Raw genomic sequence first — 18199 nt, 5'->3', positions numbered from 1 at the left:
CCGTGAAAACCCTGCCTACAAAACGATACTAATTAATTGCGGTTTTCCTCCGGGACAGAGGAAGAAGCCCGGATTTTCATCACATATCGTTCACCTCAAGACAAACACGTTTTGAGGTGACGGGAATGCAAAAGGACGCCGGAGAACAGGTCAAACCAATCGATCCCGTGGCGTTGCGCCGTGCTTTCGGCACCTTCGTCACGGGGGTGACGGTCATCACGACGCGTGATGCGGAAGGCCGTCCGCGCGGCATGACGGCTAATTCCTTCACGTCTGTCTCTCTCGACCCGCCGTTGCTGCTGGTGTGTATCGGCAAGGGTGCATCGAGCTACCCCGTGTTCCAGCAGAGCGGGCATTTTGCAGTCAACCTTCTGCACGACGGGCAGGTCGATGTCTCGAATCTTTTCGCGTCCAAATCTGCCGACAAGTTCGCATCGGTTGTCCACGACGCCGTGCACACAGGCGCGCCCGTACTCACCGATTGCCTGACGTGGTTCGACTGCACGGTTCATAGCCTCGTCGATGCCGGTGATCACGCCATCCTGGTGGGTCGCATTCAGGCATTCGGCACGAGCCCCGCGGACCCGCTCGGTTTCTGCCGCGGCCGATACGCACAGGTCAAAGATCCGCTGCCGCCGGGTTGGCTGTCTTCGCACGACATGATCGTCGGTTACCTGATCGAGGCCGACGGCAGTCTGTTGCTTGCACGGGATGGCAAGGGAGGCTGGGTACTGCCAAGCGCGACGAGCCGCATCAGGGAGGGGCGGCTTCCCCTTGCCGGTGGTGGTGAACTCGCGCTCGAGCCCTATGACACGTTCCTGTACTCGGTGTTCGACGTTGCCGACAACGATCCCGGATACCTGATCTATCGCGCCAGGATTGCCCGTCCCTATGGTAGTTGCGGACTGCCGGAGCAGTTCTGCTTCTTCACGATGAACCAGCTTCCCTTCGAGAACATCGCGTCGCAAGAGATCCGCGCGATGTTGCGACGCTACGTCCATGAGACCGAACGCGGGAGATTCGGCATCTACATGGATTCACTCGACGGCGGTCGCGTCGCCATGGTCGGCGACACGCAGCCGTGGCTTCAATCTGCACATTCTTGATACGTGGAGTCAACCGATGCAAACGACCATCGAACGTCTGCAAGGGTCCCGCCTGGGACTGTTCATTGACGGGGAATTCACCGCGGCGCACAGCGGGGAATTCATCGCCAGCTACGACCCATCGACAGGCAAGCCGTGGTACGAGTTCTCGCAGGCGGATTCGGCCGATGTCGATAAGGCGGTTCGCTCGGCGCAGGCTGCATTCGTCAATCCGGCCTGGCGGCGCATGACGCAAACGGAGCGCGGCAAACTGGTGCGGCGCCTCGGAGAACTGGTGCTCGCCCACGCGGACGAGCTTGCGATGATCGAGTGCCGCGACAACGGCAAGCTCCTCAAGGAGATGCGGGCGCAAATGCGCGCGATGCCCGACTCGTATTTCTATTTCGCCGGCATGGCCGACAAGCTGCAGGGCGAGACTATCCCTGTCAACAAGCTCGATACGCTCAACTACAACGTCCGCGAGCCGATCGGCGTCGTCGGCATGATCACGCCCTGGAACTCGCCGCTGATGTTGCTCACGGGCACGCTCGCGCCCTGCCTTGCCATCGGCAACACGGTCGTCGTCAAGCCGTCCGAGCACACGACGGCGTCGACCGTCGCACTGGCCGAACTGGCGATCGAGGCCGGTATTCCACCGGGCGTATTCAACGTCGTCACGGGCGACGGGCAGACCACGGGTGATGCGTTGACCCGTCATCCGGGCATTGCAAAATATGTCTTTACGGGCAGCACCGCCACGGGGCGGAGGATCGCCGGCAATGCCGCGCAAAACCTGGTGCCGTGTCAGATGGAGCTGGGAGGCAAATCTCCACACGTAGTATTCGGTGACGTCGACATCGAGCGTGCTGTGAACGGTGTCGTCTCCGGTGTATTCGCTGCAGCGGGACAGACGTGTGTAGCGGGTTCGCGTTGCTTCGTCGAAGCACAGGCGTACGACGATTTCGTCGAAGCGCTGGTGGAACGCACGCGTCGGATCACGATCGGCCACCCGGTCAGCGAAGGAACCGATATCGGACCGCTCGCGCTGTCGTCGCAACTCGACAAGGTTCAAAAGTACGTGGGCTCGGGTGTACACGAAGGCGCAAAAGTCGCCGTGGGCGGACAACGCCCCAATGATGACGCGCTAGCCGGCGGCTGGTACTTCGAGCCCACGGTCATGACGCATGCACGAAACGACATGCGCTTCATGCAGGAGGAGATCTTCGGCCCCGTAGTCGGCGTGATGCCGTTCTCGAGCGAAGAAGAACTGATTGCACTCGCCAACGGGACCGAATATGGATTGGCTGCTGGCATCTGGACCCAGGATATCAGCCGCGCCATGAGATTTGCGCGTGACGTCGATGCAGGCACCGTCTGGATCAACACGTATCGGTCGGCCGCCTACATGTCCGCAAACGGCGGCATGAAGCATAGCGGCTATGGAAGGCGCGGGGGATTCGAAGTGATGCGCGAATTCTCGCGTCTCAAGAACATCGTCATCGATTACTCCGGCGCGATGCAGGACCCCTTCGTCATTCGCCTGCGCTAAGCGTGACGCGTTCAACACATGTTCTCAGGAGCTTGATATGAAATTCGCGGTTTCGCTCAGCATGGAACGCTTTTCGCCGAACGATACGATGAATGACGCAGTGACCCATATGCTGGCACTCGCGCGAATCGCCGATGAAGGCGGCTTCGAAACACTCTGGACGGCAGAGCACCACACGATCGAGTGCACGATTTCGCCCAATCCGTTCGTGACCCTGACCTGGCTTGCGCAGCACACGGAAAATATCCGGCTGGGTACCGCTACATTGGTGGCGCCCTATTGGTCACCGATTCGGCTCGCTGGCGAAGCCGCATTGTGCGACCACCTGACCGGCGGCCGACTTGAATTCGGCATCGCACGTGGCGCATACCAGTACGAGTTCGACCGCATGGCGGACGGCATCCCGCAACAGGAAGGCGTGGGTTATATGAAGGAGCTGGTTCCTGCCGTCATGAAGCTCTGGCAGGGCGACTACGCACACGATGGCCAGTACTGGAAATTTCCGCTCGCGACCTCGGTGCCGAAGCCGTTGCAAAGACCGCATCCGCGCATCTGGGTGGCAACCCGTGATCCTGGAAGTTTCGACTGGGCGGTGGGGGTGGGCGCAAATATCCTGTCGACGCCGCTCTCGGCACCGGCTTCAGAGGTCGCCGTTCTCGGTGAGAAATTTCGCAAGGCGGTCGCGGATCATCCGGAGCGCGCGCGTCCGCGGTTCATGATGCAGCGCCGAACCTGCCTCTACGACCGGCCGCAAGACTGGGAGGTAGCCGTGCGGCACAGCGTCGATTACGGACGAACGTTTGAGAATCTCATGCAGAACATCGGCACCGTCACCAACGGCTTTCCGGAAGCCGTTCCATACGAGAGCGTGGTCAATCGCGCCAATTACGATCCCGCGGCCATCCGCGAAAACCTGATGTTCGGCACCCCGGATGAGGTCATCCGCAAACTCGAGATCTACGAAGCGCAGGGCGTCGACCAGTTTTGCCTCGGACTCACGTTCAACCTTCCGTTTGAACTCCAGGTCAAGACGTTGCGACTGTTCATCGATGAAGTGATGCCCCATTTCGCCGCGCGCACACGCGAGGCGCAGTACGCAACCTGACACTCGCAGGCGGACCAACATGCTGACTCGCAAACCTGTCAATGACGACGTCGTCACGCAAGGTCGCCTGAAAGCCGGCAGTGTCGAACTCAACTACCGGCTGCAGGGACGTGGCGCACGGCAACTGATCTGTATTCATGGTGTCGGCTCCTATCTGGAGGCATGGGAGGGCGTTGCCACGCATCTGTGCGATGACTTCCGCATCCTGACCTTCGACCTGCGTGGCCATGGTGAGTCGTCGCACATCCTGGGCCGCTACGAGATCGATGAGTTTGTCGACGACACGCTGGCACTCGCCGATCACGTGGGGTTCGAGACGTTCAACCTCGCGGGATTCTCTCTCGGAGGACTGATCGCGCAACGCATGGCGCTCTCGCATCCGCAACGTCTGCGTGGGCTCGCTTTGCTCGCGACGGTGTCGGGCCGTACGCGAGAAGAGCGCAGCCGGGTGCTGGAGCGGCTTGCCGCTTTGCAGAATGGTGAGCGTGGCGCGCACTACGACGCATCGCTATCACGCTGGCTGACGGAAGATTTTCAGGCGAGAAATCCGGAGATGGTCGCCTATCTGCGCAAGCGCAATGCAGAGAACGATCCGCATTGCTATGCGGCCGCATACCGTGTTCTGGCTGAGACGGACTTCGGTGGCCTCATCGACCAGATTCGCGTTCCGACCTTGATTGCCACGGGTGAGGACGACCAGGGCTCGAACCCAAGGATGGCGCGGTACATGCACGAATGCATCGAAGACTCACAACTGGAGATCTTGCCGGGCTTACGTCATTCGATCCTGATTGAAGCGCCAGAGCTCGTTGGAACCTTGCTGCGTCGTTTCTTTGCAGAAGCTATGTCGAGGAGTTGACCATGGTAGTGGAAGAGCGCATTTACAGCATCCGAAGCGGCGCAATGCTGCGCTACCTCGATCTCGTGCGCAACGAGGGGATTGCAATCCAGCAGCGGATACTGGGCCGACTGATCGGATACTTCACGACAGAAATCGGCACGCTGAGCCAGGTTACACACATGTGGGCCTATGCGAGCCTCGAAGACAGAACCCGCCGGCGCAGCGAGTTGGCGCAAGACCCTCAGTGGCAGGCATTTGTGCCGCGACTCGCGCAATACATCGAGCGTGCGGAGAACCGCATTCTGGTGCCGACCGATTTTTCCCCGCGGCCCGGATTCGCACATCATGCGACGACACTCGAGGAGACGCAGTCATGACCGAGCGCCTGGTAATCGAACATCTCTACAAGATTTTCAGCGACAGGCCCGAACCTGCACTCGCCATGTTGCGCGCCGGAAAATGTCGCGCCGATGTGCTGGAGAAGCTGCGGCACGTCGTCGGTCTCGATGACGTCTCGCTAAGCGTTCCTTCCGGAGCGATCTACATGATCATGGGTCTGTCGGGTTCAGGAAAGTCGACGCTTGCCCGTTGCATCAATCGGCTTCACGAACCGAGCGCGGGCAGGATCCTGCTCGATGGCGAGGATCTCTGCGCGCTGGGAGACAAGGAGTTGCGTGAAGTACGGCGAAACCGGATTTCGATGGTTTTTCAGCATTTCGCGTTGCTTCCGAACAGGCGCGTGATTGAGAACGTCGAGTTTGGTCTCAAGCTTCGGCGGATGCCAGCGGCACAACGTCGAAGACGTGCTGAGGAGGTACTCGCTGTGGTGGGGCTGTCGAAGTGGGCGTACCACATGCCGCATGAGCTAAGTGGCGGTATGCGCCAGCGTGTGGGTCTTGCCCGCGCGCTCGCGACGGAAGCCGACATCCTGATCATGGATGAAGCGTTCAGCGCGCTCGATCCACTGATTCGCACCGAAATGCAGGAGGAACTGCTTCGCCTGCAGCGCACCCTCAACAAAACGATTCTCTTCATTACGCACGACTTCCAGGAGGCGCTCAAGCTCGGTACACGCATCGCCATCATGTCAGAGGGACGCGTGGTGCGTGAAGGTTCACCGCAGTCGATCGTACTGGATCCGGGAAGTGATTACGTCGCCGCATTTACGCGTGAGGTGGACCGTGCGCGACTGTTCGACGCGCGCTCCGTCATGACGGTGCTATCACCCGTGTGGCGAGATGCGGGCCGGATCCTCATGGCAGCGAGCCCGCTTGGGCAAGGGCCAGGGTTCGTGCTCGACGCCGAAGAGCGCGTGCTTGGGGTCCTGACAGGCTCCGAAATGGCGCAGGCGCGTGACGGTCGAGCCATCCCTGAACCAGACAGGCGGTTTGCATGTGTTTCCGCATCGACGCGTTTGGTGGACGTGGCACACCAGTGCGGTCAGGGGAGTCCGATCGGGGTGACCGACACAGACGGCAAACTCATCGGACTTCTGGACGCGAGCCAAGTTCTCGCAAGAATTGGCGCCGGCAGTGGCGCAGAGGTACATCATGCTTAGTGCTGACCAGCTTGCAATTTTCCCGGTGGATCAGTGGATTCAGGAATGCGTCCACTGGATGGCCACTCACTTGCGGCCTTTGTTTCTGACGATTCGATGGCCAGTCGAGCAATTGCTGAACTTCAATGACAGCATTCTCCATGCCGTGCCTTTTCCTGTGCTCGTAGCGCTCACCTTTGCCGTGTTCTGGCGTTTGGCGGGTTTGCGCGTGGCGTTATTTGGTTGTGTGGTCCTTGTTGTCATCGCCATGCTCGGAGTGTGGACCGAGGCGATGACAACACTGTCCCTTATCGCGACGGCCATTCTTCTCTGCGCGTTACTTGGCATTCCGATCGGAGTTTTATGTGCGCGCAGTCCACGCGTGTGGATGGTGGTGCAGCCTGTACTGGACATCATGCAAACCACGCCAACCTTTGTTTATCTCGTGCCAGTCGTGATGCTCTTTGGTGTCGGTACTGTGCCGGGAGAAGTTGCCGTCGTGACAGCGGCCATGCCACCACTGATCCGTTTCACGCATCTTGGAATCAAGATGGTTGAAACCGAAATCGTCGAGGCGGGTAAGGCCTTTGGTGCGGACAAGTGGCAGCTCCTATGGGAAGTGCAATTGCCGCTCGCGATGCCGACGATTCTGGGGGGACTCAACCAGACCGTACTGACAGCCATGGTGATGTCGGTCGTTGTATCGATGATCGGCGCGGACGGATTGGGACTGGTGGTGTTGCAAGGTCTGGGGCGGCTGGACGTAGGACGTGCGGCGGTAGGAGGGATCGCGATCGTCCTGCTCGCGATGATGCTCGATCGCTTTTCGCAGAAGATCGCCAAAAAACAACCTGACAAGCAGCGTCATTTTCGCACTGTCCTCAAGCGCTTTTTCCGGGGAGGTCACGAGGAGGCACATACGCCCGGCGATGCGCGTGAAGCGCTGTAAGGGCGTGCATCAGTGCAGCAACGGGTTTCCCGGGAGCATGTTGTGTCATTCGACGAATGAACATTTGAACGATGGAGGAGTATCAATGAACGCATTGGCAAAAGTGATCGCTGCGGTTGCGACCGGTTTTTTGTTCGCCGGTACGGTGGGCGCGCAGACACTTCCGGGTAGTGGAAAGACCATACGCTACGCGCAAGATGACAGTCTTGGCGGGAACTACGTAGTCGCTCAGATAACGTCGCAGGCCCTCAAGAAACTCGGCTACGACGTCCGGCTGAGCACCATGGATACGACGTTGTTTTTTCAAGCGGTCGCGCAAGGTGACATGGACCTGGCAACAGACGTGACGTTGCCTCAGCGCGAGCCGGGGTTTCGCGCGATCGCGCAGCAGGCGGCGGTGGTCGGTGACGGCATGATCATCGGTGGAGGAATCAACGGCTATCTCGTCGACAGGAAAACTGCGCTTGCTCACAACATTACGAATCTGGAGCAGATGAAGGATCCGAAAATCGCTGGGCTGTTCGGCCGCGATGGCAAGGCGGAAATGATCAGTTGCGATCCCGCCTGGAGTTGCGGCGTCGTCGTGGACTATCAGCTCGACAAGTTCGGCTTGAAGCAGACAGTCAGTCCCGTGCGAGGCAAGTACGAAGCCCTCATGGCAGACGTCATTACGAAGGTGCAAAACGGGAAACCTGCGTTTTACTACGCATGGAGTCCATCGTGGATGACCAATGCTTTGAAACCCGGCACCGATGTCGTATGGTTGCCCACTCCACAGGACGCGCTTCCGCCCAATATCCCGAACCGCGGTACGGCATTGGTCAATGGAGTGGTCGGCTGCGCTGGCGGAGCCAATCCGTGCCGAATGGCGATGGGCTCGTGGAACTATGACACGGTGGCAAACAAGGCATTTCTGGCGGCGAATCCCGCGGTCAAAGCCCTGATCGAGCAAATCCGGTTTCCACTCGCAACGTGGTCTGAATGGGAAGGCGCGATCAGTAAGGATGGCGGGTCCGTGAGCGTTGTGAAGAAGCTTTCGGATGCGTGGATCGCGAGCAACCAGTCTCAATTCGATCAATGGGTCGCCACAGCAAGCAAGGCTCATTGATTTTACGGATCTCCTCATCAACGATTCGAGAGGTTTGGCGCAGATTTCGATAACGGGGCAGGGCATTAGAAGTCGTGAGACTGCCACGCCCCATATCCGAACAGGAGATTCGCATGAGTCAGGAATTATTTGAAACCGGTATGAAGATCCGCCGAGAGGTGCTGGGTGACGCGTATGTCGACTCCGCCATGGCGAATGCGGATGACTTCAACATGTCGATGCAGACACTCGTCACCCAGTATTGCTGGGGGGCGGTGTGGAGTAGGCCAGGGCTGGATAGGCGGACACGCAGCCTGCTCAATCTGGCAATGTTGACAGCCCTTAACCGTCCGCATGAGCTGAGGCTTCATATTCGGGGGGCTCTCAACAACGGGGTAACAAAGGAAGAGATCCGTGAAGTCTTTCTACAAACCGGAATCTACGCGGGGATCCCCGCGGCGATCGACAGCTTTCGGGTTGCGCGAGAAGTATTCAAAGACGACTTTGAGAATTCTCAGGTTTCTTGATACGTTTTCCGACGACTCGAAGATCAGTTGCAGATTGGAGCTGTCGAAGCTATCGAGGCTAGTGATATACCCGATCGCTTCACATATGTATGACTTGCGGGCGGCCACATAATCCTCGAAGCGACGCATATTGTCGCGCGGTATGTCGCGTGGACGTCACCTCCGCAATGACGCGGATGCCCTTGAATGTCAGTGCACAATGGCGGATTCAACCGGTGGATGCAACACAATGAACGCTGCATGAGCGACGGGAGCGTTGCATCCACCGATGCCTGTCAGATTTTTAGTGTGCCGAGGTCATGAGACGATAACGGAAATAACGTCCTATGACCGAAGCAACAGCGACCAAGAAGAGCAAGAACCCGAAGGCGCCGAAGCTGTTCCCCGACGAACTGATCGATCAACTGCTGGCGCAGGTGCAAAGCAAGGATGCCGAGTCGATTCTGGGCGAATCAGGCCTGGCCGGCCAACTCAAGAAGCAACTGTTCGAGCGCGTTCAACAATTTGACATAATGCAAATGTCCGTCGCGCAGCATGTGGGTCCCAAATAGAAATGTCGGGTTTCCGCTAAATAGAAATGTCGTGTTCTGGGTAGGTTAAGCGCCGGACATCTGCTCAGGGAGCCGGCGATGAACGCGACTGGGACGATCACGATGACGATGCGTGAGATCGATCGGCTGAAGGTCATTCAGGCCGTGACGGAGGCCCGGCTCAAGCCGGGCCAGGCCGCCGAACGCCTTGGGGTTGAGCGTGCGCCAGATCGAACGGCTGGTGCTGCGTTACGACGCGGCCGGCGTGGCCGGGCCGGTGTCAGGCAAGCGTGGGCGTGCGGGCAATCACCAGCTGCCTGCTGGCAAGGCGCAGCGGGCGCTGGCGCTGATCCGCGAACGCCATGCGGATTTCGGGCCGACGCTGGCGCGCGAGAAGCTGCGGGAATGTCATGGCATCGAACTGGCGGTCGAAACGGTGCGCACGCTGATGATTGCCGCGGGACTGTGGGTGCCGCGCAGGGATCGCCCGCCGAAGGTGTACCAGCCGCGTAATCGCCGTGCCTGTCTGGGCGAACTGATCCAGATCGACGGCAGCGATCACCACTGGTTCGAGGACCGGGCGCCCGCCTGCACGCTGCTGGTATTCATTGACGATGCGACCGGACGGCTGATGACGCTGCACTTCACGGCGACGGAGTCGACCTTCAGCTATTTCGAGGCACTGTCGAAGTATCTGGGCGCGCACGGCAAGCCGGTGGCGTTCTACAGCGACAAGGCCAGCGTCTTCTACGTGAAGCAACGCTCGGAGACGGCGGGCAAAGGCGTCACGCAGTTCGGCCGGGCCCTGTACGAACTGAACATCGACGCGTTCTGCGCGAACTCGAGCCAGGCCAAGGGACGCGTGGAACGCGCCAACCAGACACTGCAGGACCGGCTGGTCAAGGAGCTGAGGCTGCGCGGGATCAGCACGCGGGAAGCCGCGAATGCGTATGCGCCCTCCTTCATCGCTGACTTCAACCGGCGGTTCGGCAAGCCACCCAGGAGCGACTACGATGCGCACCGGCCGCTGCACGCCGACGAGGATCTGCGGCAGATCCTGGCCTATCGTGTGCCGCGCAGGATCTCGAATGCGCTGACGGTGCAGTATGACCGTGTGCTGTACCTGCTCGATGACACGCCCGTAAGCCGGGGGCTTATGCATGAATATGTCGAGGTCGTCGAGTATCCCGATGGCGTGATCGAGGTGCAGGCCAGTGGTGCGGCACTGCCCTACCGTCAATACGACCGCATCACGCGGATCGATCAGGGCGCGGAGATCGAGAACAAGCGCCTCGCGCACGCACTGGAAGTCGCACGCCGCGTACAGGCCATCCGCGATGATCGGCGTGCGGCGGGCTCACCATCGCGCACGCACTGCGGCGAGCAGGTTCAGGCAAAGAAGGCGCTGGTAGGTCTGAAGAAGCAGCGCGCAATCGGGGTTGCCGACATCAATCAGGCGATTCTCGAAGTCAGCACGAACAGGACGGAGGGACGGGGGGCGGCTTCGCCGCCCCACCCCAAAACCTCAAATAAAAACAAAAAACGGCAAGTCAAATGCGACATTTCTATTTAGCTGGCACCACGACGTTTGAACTTAGCGGGGACACAGCAAGCAACCTGTCGTCCGTTTCCGGGCCGCGAAGCGTGGCGGTGATAACACCCGTTATCACGCCGTGGACGGATGCGCGCAACCGCCGGCAAATATCTGGCCTAACATGGTTGATCAATCCCGGATTTGACGAGGTAGCCATGGACACGATCGTGGACGACGAGTACGAGTGTTTTACATGTTTCAGGCGAATCTGGCAGAGTATGTTCAATATTTCACGGGGATGGGAGCGCGTGGACTTCAGCAAAGCCTTGCCCGAGGTTGACATCATCGATACTTACGGTCTCGAGTGTTACTGCTCCAAGCGCTGTCTGGGGAGTACGCCGCGACGAAGTTATGACGGAAGAGAACGTGCCAATCTGTCACCCGGGGGTGGGTCCTGTCGAAAGCTGCGCCAAGTGCCGCGGCCCCGTCGATATGAGCGAGTTTCATCTTGCGTATTTGGAGAACGAATCCGTCGACGAAGGGACCTTCGTTTCCAGAACGATCGACGTCAACTATCTGGCGGTTGTCTGCAATCGATGCCGCCCGCGTAGCATCCTGCGATCGACCTATGAGTGCCTCGTAGATCCGACAGCTCAACCCGCCGATTAAGACCGCACTCTCGAGATGATCGAGAAAACCATAGCCAGCGTCGTGTGCGACTACTGCCATGGGTGTTAGCGGCACTGACCAGATTTCCGGAACGCTGCCGCCGGCAGTGATGCGGCTGCGCAGGATCAAATGCAAATCCTAGCGGTTCCCGGCCGGGGGGGCGGCTCAGGGTTGCCTCGGTGCGGGGAGCGCACGGATGGCCTCCATGCCGGATAAAAATTCACGTGCAAGTTTCCGGTTTTGCGAGTTATGTCCCATCCGGGCTTCCCGTAGTAGCGAGTCCCCAGACAGCGGCACCCCGACAGCATGAAGCTCCTGCGCTGCACGCTCAAAACGGATCTCCTGTGAATGGTCGCATTTGGAAGACAACAGGCGCAGTTTCTCCCGGAGGGCTGGCACTGTCCGTAACAGGTAGCGCGTCGACCAGTACGACAGACCGGCGCGCTCCGCGAGTTCGGTGAGCATGCATCGAGTACCTGTGTCATGAAGCTCAAGCGCTGCTTCGACGGCACCCAGCCTGGACGTCCATGTTGCGCGGCGCATTTCTTCCTTTTCGGACACCAGGCGGGTAGTACCCGGGGTTGGCTTCACCGCCCGCGGTTTGTAATGCAGAATGGTGCGCGACCATTGCTGCTCAAGCCACTTCGGGTCGCGGATTCGCGCACGATGTCCTGCGGCCGACTGCCACGCCAGAACCCACGCGCTGTGAGTCATTCCAGCGTCGCAATCTCCAGACAGCCGTCGCCTGAGATATACGCGATCATCCCGCAGTGAAGGGACGGTTAGGGCTCTGGTCTGAGGAAAGTGCTTTTTAAGCCAATGCGGATCTTTCAGCCGAACGACCCAATATGATATTCCTGAGCCATAGGACGGTGCTCTCAACGGCGCCTCGGACTTCCGGCGCAAAAGGGCCGCTTTCGCCTGGGCGAGGTCGGGTACACGCTTCCTGTAGAAATTTGTCGGCGGCAACGTCGAACGATGCCTGATGCCGATCAGAGCGACGCTTGCTTTTGTCGGTGGGTCCGGCGCGCAGCGTATGGTCGCTTAGTTGATCTAGCCATTCCCGGTCCCGGACTCGCGCCCGCTGTGCGGCACTACAGTGCCGCACTAGGCTCACCGCGTAGCTGGAAGGGCTCGTTGCCGCGACTCGAGCGAGATGGTGTCGGATGGCCGCGCGGTCCGCAGTCACGGATGGAAGCGGGCGACATTTGCTCTGCGGGAACCGTTGCGCAAACCACTCGGGGGCACAAATTCGCACTATCCAGTAATGGATGCCGAAATGCGACGGAGAGGTGTGCGGTGAACGGTTCGTCAGTTCGGACAGGATGTCGCACGCTCGCCCGACGCTTGTCGCCATGCGTAGCGATGTTGGTTCGGGCGCGGTCGTCTGTTCTGGTGCCTTGGTACGCGCCGCGCCCCGGGCCGCTGTCTTAAAGTCGATCCCTAACGCTGCGAGAAGGGCGCAGCATGCAGGCGCTCGCATTCCGTCGACTGATTTATTCTCCTCCAGCAACAGCCATGGATCTCTAATCAGCGTATTTGAGCCGGCTTCCGTTTCGTCGCCCCACGCGTCAAAGAGACATGTTATTGCGCTTGTTCCGTGCAGCTTGGATTGAAGGAATGCGCGCATCTGTTTGCGATCCCATGTTGTGCAGTGGTTGGCAAGTGCGTCGAGGCTGACCGCTGCGTGTCGCACCTGCAGCGCAGTGGGCGTAATCGTTTCCCTGTCTTGCGAGAGGGCGAACCCGCAGGGGCAGGTAAGGCGCGGCAATGGACTGCGACCATTCATGTCCGGGAAAAAAGCACGTCCACACCGGGGGCAGGCGGAACGCAGCGCAACAAGGTGCATGGGACAGTACCTTACCAGGGGTAGCTGATGGAATCGATGCCAGTAGGGTTCGCCGAAATTCGAGAGGTCGGTGACGAGACAAGCAGGACAGTACCGGAGGCCATTGACAGGCATGCTTCGTACTAGTCCAAGTCGCTGCACTGTGCGTCGTGGCTTTCCATAGGCACCGCAGAGCAGAGGAAGTGCAGACGTGCCCTGCAGAACGCCGGAACCGGGTGACGAACCATCAAATGAGAGCCAGTATGGGAAGGTCGTGAGATGTAGCAGGGACGCTTCGAAAGTCGTCCCGAGGGACGTCAATAAAGATCCAAGCTCCGGTGAATAATCGGGCCCATCTGTGATCTGTCCGCCTGGTGCGGATGTGTAGCCCGCGGATCGGCGCAGGTCTTGCCAGGCCCACTCCCCATTTAAAAGGCGGAGGCGTTCCAGCCAAGACCCGAGAATCCCGTCAGGCAGGGGCGGTGGACGGAAGGGAAGGCTAAACATGACGGAGTCAATTCGTTGGGGATGCGAGCGGATTCTCTACTGGGAATAAGTCCGACGGGTTTCTCCGGGTGGCCGTTCGCGGTCCTCCCGGTCGGCGCTTAGCAGGAGTTGGCGAGGCTTCCGATGCGAGGTCGTCGAACTCCTCCACCCCGGTGTCGGTATCCGCGCCGAGTGGAAACTCGCCAATTGAATCAAGCAGCGCCTGCACCTTGGGATCACGGAAAGTGAGGTCTTCGAATTTATTAAGGCGATCTGGGTCACCGGAAAGAAGTGCGCTCACGGCCGGTTGAAGTATCGCCATGTCAGTACCCATCACGCGGCGAAAACCATCGGCGTCGACGTGCTCAACGCCGCCGATCGCATTGCGCTGTGCGATCTGGAAAGCGGCGACGGCAAACCCTGTATCTCCGGCAGAGACCTCAAACCAGGCCTTCAATGTATCCTTGGTCAATCGCGCGTGCTTTTTCGTGTACGTGTACTGCCAATGAACATGGCAAAAGTCACACCATTCCGCGCTATTCCTGATCATCGGTGTCAGGGATACACTTCCCGTCGTTACTGTCTTTCTGGCATTGCGGACATCCTGCAGCAGGACCATGCCGATGGCGGGCGTCGCGAGCACGAGAAGGCTGATTCCGAGCCTTTCGATGATGGTGCCAAAAAGGTTCAAGGTGTACTCTGCATTCGCCCCCCTTGCGGCACCAAGGTTCTGCAACTCATCTATCGCCATTAGTGATAGCGACACGGCTGTTGCCACAGTTCGCATCAATTCGACCATGGGTGCGATGTTGCGGATCGTGCGTGCTTTCTCAGCGTTCTTGCTGCCTGTAATCCGGTCAATCTCGACAACGAATCCTATGCACAGACTCTTCAGCGTTGCGTCATGTGGAATGCGAAGAACAATATAGACAACCTGAAGGGCAACGAGCGATTTTCCGTGGTAGTGTTTATGGTGTATCGCCTCGGGGTAGTGCAACAATATGGCATCAAGAAATGTCGTCTTGCCCATCCCGGTGATACCGAAGATACCGTAGCCCTTTGCCGACGACTTCCAGTTTGCCGGAAAGGGCACTCCGTCGTCACCCGCCGCAATTGCGTGTCGACGCTGCATGTCGACAGTAGTAACCGGATTCCGCGCGACATAGGATTCCCGAATCATGGTCGTTATTGCGAGAGCCGCCTTCGCGTAGTCGGTAAATGGATAGACCACATCACCTATCGTGCTGAGTTCCATCAGACGGACGATTTCAGGTGAGTTGCGGGTGGCACGTGTCGGTTTCGGTGGGTTGTTTTCCAACTTGGCGAGAAGGGCGTTGCGATCCGGGTCAAGGGGCGGGAGCGCCTCGATAAACGGATTGCCATCAAAGCGAACGACTCCCGTTTTGTGATACTTTGCGTCTACAATAACGGGCGGCCTGTCTCGGTCAGAGAGGAACTGGAATTTGTCTTCTGCGCGAACGGTCATTTGCGCCTCCTGCGCTCTTGAACCTTGGACAATAAAGCTTCCTTTTCCTGCTGCTCAATCTTTTTCCAGGCAGAATCCTTGCTTGTACTTGCGTGAATCGAAGCACCGGCATTTTGGGAGTATCGGCGCGTGAGCCGCCTCTTGACATCAGCGGAATCACTGGAGGCCGCCTGGCCGCCTTTCGCAGGTCTCCCGCCACGCTTCCTGCTCGTCTGTTCGGCGACCGCGGCACCCACGCGTGATCGAGTTGCTTCATGCTCGGAAGATGCCCAAAGTTCTGACTCAATGCGCGACAGCGCCTCCTCCTCATCCAGTGCCAAACCACGTATTTCGTTTGCCGCACTAATTTTTATTCTGAATTTGGCCCATGGCTCCCGGCTCGAAGGAACAAACACCTCTCGCGGAAAGGTTTTGTCAACGCGAACAGAGACGGACTTGCCGCGTTTGGTTGAATTAAGAGCTATGACCTTTGCAGCAGTGTTGACAGGCTGATAGGACCTGTTTCGGTAGCGGAGTTTTCGCTCCGTGATCGTGGCGGTATCGGTGCCGAGAAGGAGCCGCTGATAGTCCGCGTCGGGCAGGGGCGGAACCCGCATGCCCGTGATGTTTTCAAGCCCCCATAGATAGGCGGCCTGCGGCGTGGGCACGACGCCTGCTTGCGTGAGGTCCTTGTTGCGTCTCAGCGAGCGATGTGGTCTGTTATTGTGCTCGACTACAAGCTCAATCAGGATCCGGTAAGCATCCGACAGAGTGTAGATTGCAGCAGTTTCTGCCTTAAGCGCCGCAGCTTTGGTCTCTCGATCTATTGGTCGATTGGCGTAGGCCCCCTGGTTGCTGGCCATCCTTTTTTTGAGTGTCCTGATAAGGCGCTCAACGATGGCTTTTCCGTCTGGGCACCGCGGTGGAAGAATCTGCAGTTCGATCCGGAGGTCATCTGCAATCGCCTGCTTGGCGGAGGCGCAGACTTGGTCGGGTCCTCGATCTTCGCAGATACACGCGCTCATTCGTCCGCGAGGCCAGCGTCGCTCGTCGACGTCGACATCAAGATCCGAAAAGCGCGATTCCCTGTCAGTGAACATAATAAGCAACAGGTAGCGCAACTCTTCATAGGAAGGGGGGCGTAGCGAAAGATAAACTGCGGGTATGTATCGGCTCCATCTGTCGATTGCCAGATAGATTGTCGGTTTACCGACGCAAACAGTTGGGGACTTTCTTGAGACAAGATGAATCCGTCCGCGCGTTGAGTCGATTTCGGTTATCTCGCCAGGACCGATCGCGACCAGTCCGCTCTCATAATTCCGCCCGTCCTCAACTGAGCCAGCCGCGAGATCACGTATAAACTGAAACGCCTCGTCTGTGTAATAGCGGAGTTGCCTGAGGGTCACTGGTACCTGTCTCAATTTTTCAACATATTCCGCCATGATATGCGGGTTTCGGGCACGGAACTCATTTGCAAGGTAATCGACGTGAATCTTGGAGAGGCTATGCCCATCCCGATTCTTTTCCAGCGCGAACCTGTGGAGCATGTCGGCAATATCGTCACTGGATACTACGAAGTCGTTTACGCCAAGGGTCGACGTGTTCGCCGATTTTCTGCCTCTCCTGGCCGGTTTTTTTGCGAGGGACGAGGTGGTAGCGGCGTTGTCGGACTGCCTTTCATAGAGCGGCGATGGTCCATACGGTAAGGGGAGCAGTGCAGATTTGATGCTGCCAAAATAATAGTAGCGAAGCAGGAGTTTTCTGAGCGTTACTTCGCTCATTTGTATCAGCTCTGCACGACGGCTGATGTGTCGAGTGAAAAAGTACCTGTTAAGGTTCTTTTCCTGTTTGAAGGCGCAAACCAAGGGCTCGATAATGGCCCAAGAGTGCTCCAGTTCACGGTCCTTTTCGGAGTCTTTCGCGGGAGTGTCGCTGAGTGCGGCAGGTAGAGCGACACGTCCCCAGCAGGAGTTGGCTTCGCCGGCAAGTTTCTCGATATCGGCACGGTCGACTCGCCGCGGTCGACGCGCGGTCCGGACCTCTACAGGCTCGCCGATGCGCATCACGTAAACGCAAGTCCGGAATACATGAGTGACTCGGAGGTACTGAAATTCAGGTGCAGTCCCGCGACGCAACACAAGTCCAGCGGCAAGCGCCGGATTCCGTTCGACTTTGAAGTCAATCATGAGCTCTCTGTCGCAGTACGAGTGGGAGATTGCGAGCCATGCGGTGCGTTAGGGAAACCGGAATTTGGTCTGCCCACGCGCAGTACCGGAAAGTGTCAAGCCTTGCTTCCGGGCGCAGTCCCAGCGCTCGACCTGTTTTTTCGACCAGGTCTTCAAGCAGGACGTTCGTGGCGTACTCCTTTAGAAAGCGTTCAGAAAAACGCTTCGCGATCGCAGCATTCGGTGTGTAGCGGTGGACGTACCATGTTCGTACGAATCGAAGTGTATCGACGACGGTTTGTGAGATTGCGGAGCTGTCGACCAATGCCCACACAACTCCTCTTTCGTTGCACCACGCCTGTCTGATCATCAGCAGGCTCTGCTCTCGTACGTCGAGGCTCTTCTCAGCGTGCAATAGGTTGACCGCTTTGTATGCCTTCTCAGAACGCTGTTCCGTTATCAGGAAGTCGAAAGTGAGCGGTTCAGGTACACCGCGTCGGCATGGGTGAGCGACGCCGAACTGATACGCGAGCTGCAGCGTCCGGCTGAGATCGAGAATCGGCCACCGCTCCCTGATGTCTTTGATGGTTCGCTGGCGCTCTAGCAGATAGAAAAGTGTGACTGATGCAGCGTCAGTCAATTCATAGTTGCGGCTGACACGAATCCCATGCACTACCCTTCCCGTGCCACTTGTCGGCAAGTCTTGAAGCTCACGCCACGCCCTGTAGTTCGCGCCTTCCCCAATGCCCATCCCCTTGCGAATGCAGGAACGGATATAAGGCGGGTATAGGGCCGGGTCATTCGGCCAGTCCATAATGCATACAGCATAGTTGTTTTGACGA

The 18199-nt window shown here is 58.4% G+C and carries 15 protein-coding genes and 2 pseudogenes; 11 read left to right on the top strand and 6 right to left on the bottom strand.

What is annotated here, in order from left to right:
* Window positions 1-125: 125 nt before the first annotated feature.
* The 11 genes and pseudogenes from AB3X94_RS29720 to AB3X94_RS29670 all read left to right on the top strand — a co-directional run bounded on the left by AB3X94_RS29720 (window position 126) and on the right by AB3X94_RS29670 (window position 10783).
* Window positions 126-1106, top strand: a complete 981-nt coding sequence (locus tag AB3X94_RS29720; RefSeq protein ID WP_176106352.1) for a flavin reductase family protein — start codon at window positions 126-128, stop codon at window positions 1104-1106.
* A gap of 16 nt (window positions 1107-1122) precedes the next feature.
* Entirely contained in the window at window positions 1123-2634 is a 1512-nt protein-coding gene (locus AB3X94_RS29715) for an aldehyde dehydrogenase (RefSeq protein ID WP_008919383.1), read from the top strand.
* A 37-nt stretch (window positions 2635-2671) separates the two neighbouring features.
* The gene (locus AB3X94_RS29710) at window positions 2672-3739 is read left to right on the top strand and encodes an LLM class flavin-dependent oxidoreductase (protein WP_176106350.1); all 1068 of its coding nucleotides are present in this window, start codon (window positions 2672-2674) and stop codon (window positions 3737-3739) included.
* A 19-nt stretch (window positions 3740-3758) separates the two neighbouring features.
* On the top strand, window positions 3759-4598 hold the full coding sequence (locus AB3X94_RS29705; protein WP_008919381.1) for an alpha/beta fold hydrolase: 840 nt from the start codon (window positions 3759-3761) through the stop codon (window positions 4596-4598).
* Between the two features lie 2 nt (window positions 4599-4600).
* On the top strand, window positions 4601-4957 hold the full coding sequence (locus AB3X94_RS29700) for an NIPSNAP family protein (RefSeq protein ID WP_176106349.1): 357 nt from the start codon (window positions 4601-4603) through the stop codon (window positions 4955-4957).
* Window positions 4954-6138, top strand: a complete 1185-nt coding sequence (locus AB3X94_RS29695; RefSeq protein WP_368613464.1) for a glycine betaine/L-proline ABC transporter ATP-binding protein — start codon at window positions 4954-4956, stop codon at window positions 6136-6138. The genes AB3X94_RS29700 and AB3X94_RS29695 overlap by 4 nt, the downstream gene beginning before the upstream one ends.
* Complete coding sequence (locus AB3X94_RS29690; protein ID WP_368613463.1) at window positions 6131-7066, top strand: ABC transporter permease; 936 nt, start codon at window positions 6131-6133, stop codon at window positions 7064-7066. Before AB3X94_RS29695 ends, AB3X94_RS29690 begins: the two co-directional genes overlap by 8 nt.
* Window positions 7067-7151: 85 nt before the next feature.
* On the top strand, window positions 7152-8174 hold the full coding sequence (gene proX / locus AB3X94_RS29685) for a glycine betaine/L-proline ABC transporter substrate-binding protein ProX (protein WP_176106346.1): 1023 nt from the start codon (window positions 7152-7154) through the stop codon (window positions 8172-8174).
* A 113-nt stretch (window positions 8175-8287) separates the two neighbouring features.
* Window positions 8288-8680, top strand: a complete 393-nt coding sequence (pcaC, locus tag AB3X94_RS29680; RefSeq protein WP_176106345.1) for a 4-carboxymuconolactone decarboxylase — start codon at window positions 8288-8290, stop codon at window positions 8678-8680.
* 326 nt (window positions 8681-9006) lie between these two features.
* A pseudogene (locus AB3X94_RS29675) lies at window positions 9007-9174 on the top strand (IS256 family transposase); the annotation flags it as partial.
* A gap of 159 nt (window positions 9175-9333) precedes the next feature.
* Window positions 9334-10783: pseudogene (locus AB3X94_RS29670) on the top strand (ISNCY family transposase).
* Window positions 10784-11086: 303 nt separating this feature from the next.
* On the opposite strand, the gene AB3X94_RS29665 reads toward AB3X94_RS29670, so the two are convergent.
* The 6 genes from AB3X94_RS29665 to AB3X94_RS29640 all read right to left on the bottom strand — a co-directional run bounded on the left by AB3X94_RS29665 (window position 11087) and on the right by AB3X94_RS29640 (window position 18171).
* Window positions 11087-11542 (bottom strand): hypothetical protein, encoded by a 456-nt coding sequence (locus tag AB3X94_RS29665; protein WP_368613462.1) that lies wholly within the window; start codon window positions 11540-11542, stop codon window positions 11087-11089.
* Window positions 11543-11578: 36 nt separating this feature from the next.
* On the bottom strand, window positions 11579-12127 hold the full coding sequence (locus AB3X94_RS29660) for a hypothetical protein (protein ID WP_368613461.1): 549 nt from the start codon (window positions 12125-12127) through the stop codon (window positions 11579-11581).
* 97 nt (window positions 12128-12224) lie between these two features.
* Window positions 12225-13748 carry a TniQ family protein gene (locus AB3X94_RS29655; RefSeq protein WP_176106341.1) on the bottom strand — a complete coding sequence of 508 codons (1524 nt, stop codon included), beginning with the start codon at window positions 13746-13748 and terminating at the stop codon, window positions 12225-12227.
* A gap of 7 nt (window positions 13749-13755) precedes the next feature.
* Window positions 13756-15213 (bottom strand): AAA family ATPase, encoded by a 1458-nt coding sequence (locus tag AB3X94_RS29650; RefSeq protein ID WP_368613460.1) that lies wholly within the window; start codon window positions 15211-15213, stop codon window positions 13756-13758.
* Window positions 15210-17378 (bottom strand): hypothetical protein, encoded by a 2169-nt coding sequence (locus AB3X94_RS29645; protein WP_368613459.1) that lies wholly within the window; start codon window positions 17376-17378, stop codon window positions 15210-15212. Before AB3X94_RS29645 ends, AB3X94_RS29650 begins: the two co-directional genes overlap by 4 nt.
* Window positions 17371-18171: a hypothetical protein gene (locus tag AB3X94_RS29640; RefSeq protein ID WP_368613458.1), complete on the bottom strand. Its 801-nt coding sequence runs from the start codon at window positions 18169-18171 to the stop codon at window positions 17371-17373. Before AB3X94_RS29640 ends, AB3X94_RS29645 begins: the two co-directional genes overlap by 8 nt.
* Window positions 18172-18199 lie beyond the last annotated feature (28 nt).

Source organism: Paraburkholderia sp. BR10923, assembly GCF_040948765.1.
Taxonomy (GTDB): domain Bacteria; phylum Pseudomonadota; class Gammaproteobacteria; order Burkholderiales; family Burkholderiaceae; genus Paraburkholderia; species Paraburkholderia youngii.
This window is presented reverse-complemented; position numbering and strand designations above follow the sequence as displayed.

Bases quoted from the DNA above. Each gene is read 5' to 3' on its own strand.
- AB3X94_RS29650 (WP_368613460.1), bottom strand. From the start codon at position 15,213: ATGACCGTTCGCGCAGAAGACAAATTCCAGTTCCTCTCTGACCGAGAC.
- AB3X94_RS29640 (WP_368613458.1), bottom strand. From the start codon at position 18,171: ATGGACTGGCCGAATGACCCGGCCCTATACCCGCCTTATATCCGTTCC.
- AB3X94_RS29715 (WP_008919383.1), top strand. From the start codon at position 1,123: ATGCAAACGACCATCGAACGTCTGCAAGGGTCCCGCCTGGGACTGTTC.
- AB3X94_RS29645 (WP_368613459.1), bottom strand. From the start codon at position 17,378: ATGATTGACTTCAAAGTCGAACGGAATCCGGCGCTTGCCGCTGGACTT.
- AB3X94_RS29705 (WP_008919381.1), top strand. From the start codon at position 3,759: ATGCTGACTCGCAAACCTGTCAATGACGACGTCGTCACGCAAGGTCGC.
- AB3X94_RS29695 (WP_368613464.1), top strand. From the start codon at position 4,954: ATGACCGAGCGCCTGGTAATCGAACATCTCTACAAGATTTTCAGCGAC.
- AB3X94_RS29660 (WP_368613461.1), bottom strand. From the start codon at position 12,127: ATGACTCACAGCGCGTGGGTTCTGGCGTGGCAGTCGGCCGCAGGACAT.
- proX (WP_176106346.1), top strand. From the start codon at position 7,152: ATGAACGCATTGGCAAAAGTGATCGCTGCGGTTGCGACCGGTTTTTTG.
- AB3X94_RS29710 (WP_176106350.1), top strand. From the start codon at position 2,672: ATGAAATTCGCGGTTTCGCTCAGCATGGAACGCTTTTCGCCGAACGAT.
- AB3X94_RS29655 (WP_176106341.1), bottom strand. From the start codon at position 13,748: ATGTTTAGCCTTCCCTTCCGTCCACCGCCCCTGCCTGACGGGATTCTC.
- AB3X94_RS29700 (WP_176106349.1), top strand. From the start codon at position 4,601: ATGGTAGTGGAAGAGCGCATTTACAGCATCCGAAGCGGCGCAATGCTG.
- pcaC (WP_176106345.1), top strand. From the start codon at position 8,288: ATGAGTCAGGAATTATTTGAAACCGGTATGAAGATCCGCCGAGAGGTG.
- AB3X94_RS29690 (WP_368613463.1), top strand. From the start codon at position 6,131: ATGCTTAGTGCTGACCAGCTTGCAATTTTCCCGGTGGATCAGTGGATT.
- AB3X94_RS29720 (WP_176106352.1), top strand. From the start codon at position 126: ATGCAAAAGGACGCCGGAGAACAGGTCAAACCAATCGATCCCGTGGCG.